Below are 11,793 nucleotides of genomic sequence, written 5' to 3'. Positions count from 1 at the left end.
GCCGGTGCGGACGGCACTGGCTGGGGTGAGGGTGTGGGCATGCTGCTGGTGGAGCGGCTGTCGGACGCCCGCCGCAACGGCCACCCGGTCCTGGCGGTGGTCCGCGGTTCGGCGATCAACCAGGACGGTGCGAGCAATGGTCTGACGGCCCCCAATGGTCCGTCGCAGCAGCGCGTCATCCGCGCCGCTCTGGCGAGCGCGGGCCTGTCGACGGTGGACGTGGACGCGGTGGAGGCGCACGGTACGGGTACGCGGCTGGGTGACCCGATCGAGGCGCAGGCACTGATGGCCACCTACGGGCAGGACCGCCCGGCCGGCCGGCCCCTGCTGCTCGGATCCATCAAGTCGAACATCGGACACACCCAGGCCGCAGCCGGTGTCGCCGGTGTGATGAAGATGGTGCTGGCGATGCAGCACGGGGTGCTTCCGCAGACCCTCCACGTGGACGAGCCGACCCCGCACGTGGACTGGTCGGCCGGCGACATCGAGCTCCTGACCGGGCAGCGCGCCTGGCCGGAGACCGGCCGACCCCGCCGGGCCGGTATCTCCTCGTTCGGCTTCAGCGGCACCAACGCCCACACCATCATCGAGCAGGCCCCGGACGCCGACGACGTCGAGCTGGAGGTGCTGCCGCAGCAGCGTCCCGGTGTCATGCCGTGGGCGCTGTCCGCGAAGAACGACACGGCCCTGCGCGTCCAGGCCGAACGCCTTGCGGCGCGGATCGCGTCGGACGACACCCTCGAACCCGCCGACGTGGCCTACTCCCTGGCCACATCGAGGTCAGCCCTTGAGCACCGAGCGGTCGTCGTCGCAACAGAGCGGGACGAATTCCTGGCAGTACTCAAGGCCCTGGCAGCCGGTGGGCCGACGACGACAGGGCTCGTACGCGGACGGATGTCCGAAGGCGCCTCGGCGTTCCTGTTCACCGGACAGGGGAGCCAGCGACTGGGCATGGGGCGTGAGCTCTACGACACGTACCCGGTCTTCGCGGACGCGCTCGACGCGGTCTGCGCCCGGATCGACGCCCACTTCGAACACCCGCTGAAGCAGGTGCTGTTCGGGGATGCCGCCGCGCTCGACCGGACGGAGTACACGCAGCCGGCCCTCTTCGCGGTCGAGGTGGCGTTGTTCCGTCTGCTCGAATCGTGGGGTCTGCGGCCGGACTTCGTGTCCGGGCATTCGGTCGGTGAGATTGCCGCCGCGCACGTTGCCGGTGTCCTTGCCTTGGACGATGCATGTGCCCTGGTCGCCGCTCGTGGCCGCCTGATGCAGGCACTGCCCACCGGCGGTGTCATGATCGCCGTCCAGGCCTCCGAGGAGGAGGTACTGCCCCTGCTGACCGACCGCGTGAGCATCGCCGCGATCAACGGCCCGTACTCCGTGGTGGTCGCCGGTGACGAGGACGCCGCGACCGCGATCGCGGGGTCGTTCGCCGACCGCAAGACCAAGCGCCTGACCGTCAGCCACGCCTTCCACTCGCCCCACATGGACGGCATGCTGGCCGACTTCCGCAAGGTGGCCGAGGGACTGTCGTACGGCATGCCGCGCATCCCGGTCGTCTCCAACCTGACCGGCACCCTCGTCACCGACGAGATGGCGTCAGCCGACTTCTGGGTCCGGCACGTCCGCGAGGCGGTCCGCTTCCTCGACGGCATCCGCGCCCTCGAAGCGGCCGGCGTGACGACGTACCTCGAACTCGGCCCCGACGGCACGCTGTCCGCACTCGCGCAGGAATGCATCGAAGAGGACGCCACGTTCGTCCCCGTGCTCCGTAAGGGCCGCCCCGAGGCCGAGGCCGTCACCACGGCTATCGCCCAGGCGCACGTCCACGGCGTCGCCGTCGACTGGCGGGCGTACTTCGCCGGCACCGGCGCCCGGCGTGTCGACCTGCCCACCTACCCCTTCCAGCGCAAGCGCTACTGGCTGGAGGAGACTCCCCGCCCCGCCGCGGTCGAGTCCGACGCCGGGGTCGCCGGTGCGGTGGACGCAGCGTTCTGGGAGGCCGTCGACAACGCGGACCTCGCCGCCCTCACCGCCACCCTGGAGATCGATGCCGATCAGCCGCTGAGCGCCCTCTTGCCGGCGCTGTCGGCCTGGCGGCGCCAGCGCGCTGAGCGGTCGGTCGTCGACGGCTGGCGGTACGCGGTCACGTGGAAGCCCCTGGGTGATCCGGATGCTGCCGCCCGTCCCTCCGGGACGTGGCTCGTCGTCACCGCCGGCATCGGCGACGCCGGGCTCCCCGGGATCGCGAACGCTCTCCGGGCGCAGGGCATCGACGTACGGGAGGTCGCCCTGGACCTTGCCGCGACCGACCGTGCCGTCGTGGCCGACCGGCTGCGTACGGCGCTCGCCGGGGACCGGGCGGACGGTGTGCTGTCCCTGCTGGCGCTCGCCGATGCTCCGCACCCGGCCCATCCGGGGGCACCTGCCGGGCTGTTGCTGACCGGGACGCTCGTCCAGGCCCTCGGCGACGCCGGTGTCGACGCCCCGTTGTGGTGTGTGACCACCGGGGCCGTCGCGACCGGTCCCTCCGACCGGGTGCGGAGTGCCGCGCAGGCACAGATCTGGGGATTCGGCCGAGTGGTCGCCCTGGAGTACCCCGAGCGGTGGGGCGGTCTGGTCGACCTGCCCGGGACCATGGACGGACGGGTGCTCGACCGGCTCCTCGCCGTGCTCGGCGGCACCGACGCCGCTGCCCGGGCAGCCGCGGCCGCGGACGCGAACGGGAAGGGGTACGGCTACGAGGACCAGGCAGCCGTACGTTCCGCCGGCATCCTCGCCCGCCGGATCGGGCACGCCGCCCCGACCGCCGACGGTGACGGGGGAGCGGAGCGCGCCCCCTGGCGGCCCCGTGGCACCGTCCTCATCACCGGCGGCACGGGTGCGCTCGGTGCGCACGTGGCCCGCTGGCTCGCCGCGCACGGTGCCGAGCACCTGGTGCTGGCCGGCCGGCGCGGCCCGCAGGCGCCGGGCGTCGAGGCCCTGGTCGCGGAGCTGGCCGCGCTCGGCGCGCGGGCCACGGCCGTCGCGTGCGACGTGACCGACCGGCAGTCGGTCAGCGAGCTCCTGGCCGGCCTCCGCGACGACACCTCCGGTCCCGGCCTGACCGCCGTCTTCCACACGGCGGGTGTCGGGCAGGTTGCGCCGCTCGCGGAGACCGGACCGGGTGACGTCGCCGCAGTCCTCGCGGCCAAGGTCGCGGGGGCCGAGCACCTCGACGAGCTGCTCGGCGACACGGAGCTGGACGCCTTCGTCCTGTTCTCGTCCATCGCCGGCGTCTGGGGCAGCGGCGGCCAGGCCGCATACGCGGCTGCCAACGCCCACCTCGACGCGCTCGCCCAGCGGCGCCGCGATCGCGGGCTGACTGCGACCGCCGTCGCCTGGGGACCGTGGGGCGAGGGCGGTCTGGTGGCCGACGAGGAGGCGGCCGCTCAACTGCGGCGCCGCGGCCTGCCGGTGATGGCTCCCGAGTCGGCGATCGCCGCCCTTCAGCAGGCGCTGGACGCGGGCGACACGGCTGTGACGATCGCCGACGTCGACTGGGACCTGTTCGTACCGGCCTTCACCGCCGCCCGGCCGCGCCCCCTGATCGCCGACCTCCCCGAGGTGCGCCGCGTGCTCGCCGCGGAGCAGGACGCCGGCGGCGCCGGCACCGGCGGCGACGGCGCCGCCGGTGAAGCGGCCCGGCTGGCAGCCGACTTGCGGGGGAGGAGCGCCGACGAGGCCGAACGGACCCTGCTCGGCCTGGTGCGTACGCACGTCGCCGCGGTCCTCGGGCACGACGGGGTCGCCACGGTCGAGGCGGGCCGCGCCTTCAAGGAGCTGGGCTTCGACTCACTCACCGCGGTCGAACTGCGCACCCGCCTCGGCTCCGCCACCGGACTGCGCCTGCCCGCGTCACTCGTCTTCGACCACCCCACGCCCGCCGCCCTGGCCGCGCACATCCGCGCGGAACTCCTCGGCGAGGACACGCCGCCCGTGCTCCCGGCGCTCGCGGAGATCGACAAGCTGGAATTCGTCCTCTCGTCGGTCCCCGAGGACGATGCCGTCGAACGTGCCCGCGTGACGGCACGGCTCGAAGCGCTCCTGGCGAACTGGAACAGGACCGAACGGGCAGCCCACGCCCTTGAGGACGAGGAATCGACCATCGAATCGGCCTCCGCCGAAGATCTCTTCGACATCATCAACAACGAATTCGGAAAATCCTGACCTGATGCCCGATCCGATGCCCGATCCGATTCACGCCCCGGTGTCTGATCCGATTGACGCCCCGATGTCCGATCGGATTTCCCACCCGATTCCCGTATGCGTTCCGCATTTCTCCAGGAGGTGACGTTCCAGTGGCCGGCGCGAACGAAGAAAAGCTTCTCGAAAACCTGAAGTGGATGACCACGGAGCTGCGGCGGGCCCGCCGACGCCTCCAGGAGGTCGAGCGGGACGCCCACGAGCCCATCGCCATCGTCGCGATGAGCTGCCGCTTCCCCGACGGGGTGCGGTCCCCCGAGGATCTGTGGCGACTGGTCTCCGAGGGCGGTGACGCCATAACCGGATTCCCCGACGACCGAGGCTGGGACATCGAGTCCCTCGCCGACCCCGATCCCGACCGAAAGGGCACCTTCTACAACACCGGTGGCGGATTCCTTGCCGACGCCACCGTGTTCGACCCCGGATTCTTCGGCATATCGCCGCGCGAGGCCCTGGCGATGGACCCGCAGCAACGCCAGATCCTGGAAACCTCGTGGGAGGTGTTCGAGCGCGCCGGAATCGATCCGGCGTCCGTGCGCGGAAGCCGAACCGGCGTCTACATCGGCGCGGGCGCCATGGGGTACGGGGCGGATCTGAGGGAGGTCCCGGAAGGGCTCGAAGGGCTGTTGCTGACGGGTGGTGCGACCAGCGTGCTGTCCGGCCGCGTCAGCTACGTCCTCGGTCTGGAGGGCCCCGCCGCCACCATCGACACGGCCTGCTCCTCCTCTCTCGTCGCCCTCCACCTGGCCACCCAGGCCCTGCGCCAGCGCGAGTGCTCGCTCGCCCTCGTCGGCGGCGTGTGCGTGATGCCCAGCCCCGACGTGTTCGTCGAGTTCAGCCGCCAGCGAGGACTGGCCGGCGACGGGCGGTGCAAGTCCTTCGCCGCGGCCGCCGACGGCACCGGATGGTCCGAGGGCGTGGGCGTCCTCCTCGTGGAACGCCTCTCCGAGGCCCGCCGCAACGGCCACCCCGTGCTCGCCGTCGTGCGCGGCTCCGCCGTCAACCAGGACGGTGCCAGCAACGGCCTGACCGCCCCCAACGGCCCCGCCCAGCAGCGCGTCATCCGCCAGGCCCTGGAGAACGCCCGGCTCTCGGCCGCCGAGGTCGACGCCGTCGAGGCCCACGGCACGGGTACCCGGCTCGGTGACCCCATCGAGGCGCAGGCGCTGCTGGCCACGTACGGCCAGGACCGCCCGGCCGACCGGCCGCTCCGCCTCGGTTCCCTCAAGTCCAACATCGGTCACACCCAGGCCGCGGCCGGTGTCGCCGGCATCATCAAAACGGTCATGGCGATCCGCCACGGGGTCCTCCCGCAGACCCTCCACGTCGACGAGCCGACCCCCGACGTCGACTGGTCGGCCGGAGCGGTGTCGCTGCTCACCGAGCGCATGGCGTGGCCCGAGACCGGGGCGCCGCGCCGTGCGGCCGTCTCAGCCTTCGGCGTGAGCGGCACCAACGCGCACACCATCATCGAGCAGGCTCCCGACACCGACACCGACACCGACAGCGACACCGACAGCGACAGGGGCAAGGACAGCGACAGCGGCGGGGGTGCCCTCGACCGCGAGACCCCGCCCCCGGTTGCCGGCCGGCCCACCCTGCTGTCCTGGACGCTCTCCGGCCGGAGCGTCGCCGCACTGCGCGCCCAGGCCGCCCGGCTGATCGCCGCCCGCGCCCAGGGAGCCGCCAACACCTCGGCCATCGACGTCGGCTACTCGCTCGCCACCACACGCGCCGCCCTGGAACACCGAGCGGTGCTGCTCGGCCGCACGGACGACGACCTCGACACCGCCCTCGCCGCGCTCGCCGCCGGCGAGGAGGCCGCGGGCCTGGTCACGGACATCGTGGCCGAGGGCAGGACCGCGTTCCTGTTCACCGGACAGGGCAGCCAGCGCCTGGGCATGGGGCGTGAACTGTACGAAACCCAGCCGGTGTTCGCCGCCGCGCTGGACGCGGTGTGCGGGCGGCTGGACCCGCTCCTCGAACTGCCTTTGAAGGACGTCCTGTTCGGGTCCGACGCGGATCCTCTGGACCGGACGGCGTACGCACAGCCGGCGCTGTTCGCGGTCGAGGTGGCGCTGTTCCGTCTGCTCGAATCGTGGGGTCTGCGGCCGGACTTCCTGTCCGGGCACTCCATCGGTGAGATCACGGCCGCGCATGTCGCGGACGTCCTCTCGCTGGACGACGCGTGCACCCTGGTCGCCGCGCGCGGGCGCCTGATGCAGGAACTCCCCGCCTGCGGTGCCATGATCGCCGTCCAGGCGTCGGAGGACGAGGTGCTGCCGCTGCTGACCGACCGGGTGGCCATCGCCGCCGTGAACGGCCCACGGGCCGTGGTCGTCGCGGGCGACGAGGAGGCCGCGGTCGTCATCGCGGCGGGCTTCGAGGCGCAGGGCCGTAAGACCAAGCGGCTGACCGTCAGCCACGCGTTCCACTCGCCGCACATGGACGGCATGCTGGCCGACTTCCGCAAGGTGGCCGAAAGCCTGTCGTACGGCACGCCGCGCATCCCTGTCGTCTCCAACCTGACCGGCGCACTCGTCACCGACGAGATGGCATCCGCCGACTTCTGGGTGCGCCACGTCCGCGAGGGCGTCCGCTTCCTCGACGGCATCCGCGCCCTGGAGACCGCCGGTGTGACGACGTACGTCGAACTGGGACCCGAGGGCGTCCTGTCCGCGCTGGCCCAGGACTGCGTCACCGGCGAGGGCGCGGCCTTCGTCCCCGCGCTGCGCAGCGGCCGCCCCGAGCCCGAGACGGCGCTCGCCGCCCTCGCCCGCGCCCATGCCCGCGGCGCCACCGTCGACTGGACGGCGTACTTCTCCGGCACCGGAGCCCGCCGTGTCGACCTGCCGACGTACGCCTTCCAGCACGAGCGTTACTGGCTGGAGCCCGGCGCCGCCGTGGCCGGAGACGTCAGCGTGGCCGGACTCGACCCGGCCGCGCACCCGCTGCTCGGCGCAGCCGTCACCCTGGCCGGCTCCGACCGCGTGCTGTGCACCGGCCGCCTCTCGCCGCGCACCCAGCCCTGGCTCGCCGACCACACCCTCGCCGGGACGGCCGTGCTGCCCGGCGCCGCGTTCGTCGAACTCGCCGTACACGCAGGAGACCAGGCAGGCTGCGGACACATCGAGGAGCTGGTGCTCGACACGCCGCTCGCGCTGCCCGCCGACAAGGGCGTACGGGTCCAGGTGCTCGTCGAGAACCCCGACGAGCAGGGCCGTCGCGCCTTCACCGTGTCCGCGCGGCCGGAGGGCGACACCGAAGAGCACACCGTGTGGACGAGCCACGCCCGTGGCGTCCTCGCACCCACCGCGCCCACCCCGGCCACATCGTTCGACTTCACGCAGTGGCCGCCCGCCGGGGCGGAAGCCGTCGACATCGGCCACCTCTACGCCACCGCCGACGGCGACGACCCCCAGGACGTCCAAGGCCCGGCGCGCGGCCCGTTGTTCCGGGCCGTGGAGGCGGCCTGGCACCGGGACGGCGAATACTTCGCCCAGGTGCGCCTGCCCGAAGACGGCTCGCAGGCAGCCGAGTTCGGCCTGCACCCCGCGCTGCTGGACGCCGCCGCGCACGCCGCGGCCACACTGGAGGACGCGGACGCGGACCCGTATACCGACGGCCCCGCCACCGGCATCGGGCCGGGCAGTGTCTGGTCGGACGTGGCCCTGCACGCGGTCGGCGCCGGCGCCCTCCGGGTACGCATCCGGTCCGCCGCCGACGGACCCGCCGACGGGACGTTCGCCCTCGACCTCGCCGACGACCACGGTGACCCGGTGGCGACCGTCGGCCGACTGGCACCGCGACCGTTCACGGCCGAGGCCACCGACACCCCGCACCCGGTACCGGCCGTCCTGCGCGAGGCGCTCTTCCAGCTCGACTGGACGCCGCTCCCGCTGCAGCAGCCGGCCACCGGAGCCCCGGCCGAACCCCTCGGCGGATGGGCGGTGCTGGGCGATGCCGGATTCGGAACGGCCACCCGCTACACCGACCTGGCGGAGCTGGGCGCGGCAGCCGACGCCGGCGCCCGCGTCCCGGCATACGTCCTGGCCCCCTTCCCCCGGCAGCCTGCCGGGACCGGGCCGGGCACCCTGCAGGAGGCCACGCACCGGGCGCTCGCCGTGGTGCATGCCTGGCTGGCCGACGAGCGGTTCGAGGCGTCCCGCTTGGTCGTCGTGACCAGTGGCGCGGTCGCAGGGCCCGGCGAACGCGGCGAGGACCTGCCGCACGCCGCCGTCCGCGGTCTGCTGCGCTCGGCGGAGACCGAGAACCCCGGCCGCTTCGTCCTCGCCGACGTCCGCGACCTCCCTGCCTCCGCCGGAGTCAGCGGCCCCCGCGAGGTCACCGGCCCCCGTGAGGACACCGGTCCGGACGAGGCGCTTCTCCTCGCGGCGGCGCTCGCCTCCGGCGAGCCGGAGCTGCTGCTGCGCGACGGAGCCGTCCATGTGCCGCGACTGCGCCGCACCCGCCCGACCGGCCTGACGGCCGGGGCGGGCAAGGCCGCGGCGGCCGGTCCCCGAGCCGCCGGCCCCCGAGCCGTCGTCGACGCGAACGGCACCGCCCTGATCACCGGCGGCTCCGGCACCCTCGCCGGGATCGTCGCCCGCCACCTGGTCACCACCCACGGCGTACGCCGCCTGCTGCTGCTCAGCCGCCGTGGCGCCGATGCACCCGAAGCCGCCGAACGCACCGCGGAACTGGCAGCCCTGGGCGCCGAGGTCATATGGGCCGCGTGCGACGCCGCCGACCGTGACGCCCTGGCCGCCGTCCTGTCCGCGATCCCCGCCGAGCACCCCCTCACCACCGTGGTCCACACGGCGGGTGTCCTCGACGACGGCGTGGTCGGATCCCTCACCCCCGACCGTCTGGACACGGTCCTGCGGCCGAAGGCCGTAGCCGCCCTCCACCTGCACGAGCTGACCCGCGACCTGCCGGTCACGGCGTTCGTCCTCTTCTCTGCCGTCGCGGGCACCCTCGGCAGCGCGGGCCAGGCCAACTACGCTTGCGCCAACGTCTTCCTGGACGCTCTCGCCGAGCACCGCCACCACCAGGGCCTGCCTGCCACGGCGCTGGCCTGGGGCCTGTGGGCCGACGCCAGTGGCATGACCGGCGGACTCGACGAGACCCAGCTGCGCCGCATGGAGCAGCACGGCATGGGCGCTCTCTCCGCCACCGACGGCATGGCCCTGCTCGACGCGGCCCTGGCCTCCGGCCGGCCCGTCCTCGTGCCGGCCCGCCTGAACCCCGCCGCCCTGCGCGCCGCCGCCGCGCCCGGCCCGGTCCCACCCGTGTTCCGGGAGCTCCTGGGCCCGGCGGGACGTCGTACCGCGCGCACCCGCACGGGCGCCGGCACACCGCTCGCGGACCGACTGGCCGGCCTCACGCGCCCCGAACAGGACCGGGCCCTGCTCGACCTCGTACGGGCACAGGTCGCCTCCGTACTGGGCCACGCCTCGGCCGAACAGGTCGAGCCCGCCAAGGCGTTCAAGGATCTCGGCTTCGACTCGCTGACCGCCGTCGAGCTGCGTAACCGCCTCGGCGAGGTCACCGGACTGCGCCTGGCCACCACGCTCGTCTTCGACTACCCCTCGCCCACCGCGCTCGCACGGCAGTTGCGTACCGGGCTCCTCGGCGAGGCGGAGGAGGCCGGCCCGGAGGGGAAGCCGGCCGCCGCCGTGCCCGCGGTGGCCGTCCCGGACGCCGACGACCCCATCGCGATCGTCGCCATGAGCTGCCGTTACCCCGGCGGAGTCCGCAGCCCCGAGGACCTGTGGCGGCTCGTCGAGACCGGCGGCGACGCCATCGCCGGACTCCCCGGCAACCGCGGCTGGGACACCGGCGAGCTGTACGCCGGTGAGGACGGCCGGGCCTGCGAGGGCGGATTCCTCTACGACGCCGACTCCTTCGACGCCGGCTTCTTCGGGATCTCGCCCCGTGAGGCACTTGCCATGGACCCGCAGCAGAGGCTTCTCCTGGAGACCTCCTGGGAGGCGTTCGAGCGGGCCGGCATCGACCCGTCGTCCCTGCGCGGCAGCCGGGCCGGTGTCTTCGTCGGCGCTTCGGCCGGTGGCTACGACGCCCAGCTGGAGCGTTCCGGCGACGTGGACGGCGTCCTCGGCCATGTGATGACCGGCAACGCGGGCAGCGTCATGTCCGGCCGCGTCTCCTACACCCTGGGTCTGGAGGGCCCCGCCGTCACCGTCGACACGGCCTGCTCCTCGTCACTGGTTGCCCTGCACTGGGCGATCCAGGCGCTCCGTAACGGCGAGTGCACCCTCGCACTCGCGGGCGGGGTGACGGTGATGTCGACGTCGGGGACCTTCAGCGAATTCAGCCACCAGGGCGGCCTCGCGCCCGACGGCCGCTGCAAGGCGTTCGCAGCTGCCGCCGACGGTACGGGCTGGGGTGAGGGTGTGGGCATGCTGCTCGTGGAGCGGCTGTCGGACGCCCGCCGCAACGGCCACCCGGTCCTGGCGGTGGTCCGCGGTTCGGCGATCAACCAGGACGGTGCGAGCAATGGTCTGACGGCGCCCAATGGTCCGTCGCAGCAGCGCGTCATCCGTGGGGCTCTGGCGAGCGCGGGCCTGTCGACGGTGGACGTGGACGCGGTGGAGGCGCACGGTACGGGTACGCGGCTGGGTGACCCGATCGAGGCGCAGGCACTGATGGCCGCCTACGGGCAGGACCGCCCGGCCGGCCGGCCCCTGCTGCTCGGATCCATCAAGTCCAACATCGGACACACCCAGGCCGCCGCCGGTGTCGCCGGAATCATGAAGATGGTCATGGCGATGCGCCACGGGGTGCTTCCGCAGACCCTGCACGTGGACGAGCCGACCCCGCACGTGGACTGGTCGGCCGGCGACATCGAGCTCCTGACGGGAGCCGTCGCGTGGCCCGAGACCGGCCGGCCGCGCCGGGCAGGCGTGTCCTCCTTCGGTATCAGCGGCACCAACGCCCACACGATCATCGAGGAGGCGCCGGAGCCCACGGACCGCCCGATGCCGACGACTTCGGCCGCCGGGCCGTTCCCTTACGTCCTGTCGGCCAGGAGCCCACAGGCGCTCCGTGCCCAGGCCGCCCGGCTGCTTCCCGTGGCCGAGGCCGTCGCCGGCGAGGACGGCTCCGGTCTCCTGGACCTGGCCTACTCCCTGGCCACCGGCCGCGCGGGCCTCGAACACCGCGCGGCGTTCGCCGCCGGTGACGGTGAAGGCCTGCTGCGAGCGCTCGCCGCCCTCGCGGGCGACGAGCAGGCGCCCGGGCTGATCCAAGGGACGGCGTCCAGTGGCGGGCCGGCGTTCCTGTTCACGGGGCAGGGGGGTCAGCGGCTGGGGATGGGTCGTGAACTGTACGAGACGTACCCGGTGTTCGCTGCCGCACTAGACGACGTGTGTGAGCGCCTGGACCTCGAACTGCCGCTGAAGGGTGTGCTGTTCGGCACGGACGCCGAACTGCTCGACCGGACGGAGTACACGCAGCCGGCCCTCTTCGCGGTCGAGGTGGCGTTGTTCCGTCTGCTCGAATCGTGGGGTCTGCGGCCGGACTTCG

2 protein-coding genes are annotated in these 11,793 nt (G+C 73.5%); both read left to right on the top strand.

The window, feature by feature from the left end:
* On the top strand, nucleotides 1-4,209 hold a 4,209-nt coding region (locus tag ACZ4Z5_RS32905; protein WP_468269875.1), incomplete at its 5' end, for a type I polyketide synthase.
* A gap of 176 nt (nucleotides 4,210-4,385) precedes the next feature.
* Nucleotides 4,386-11,793: type I polyketide synthase (locus ACZ4Z5_RS32900; protein ID WP_468269873.1), on the top strand; the 7,408-nt coding region annotated here is incomplete at its 3' end.

The organism is Streptomyces sp. NPDC030222, from assembly GCF_055573115.1.
Note: the sequence above shows the minus strand (reverse complement) of the source record. Positions and strands in the feature narration are given on the sequence as shown.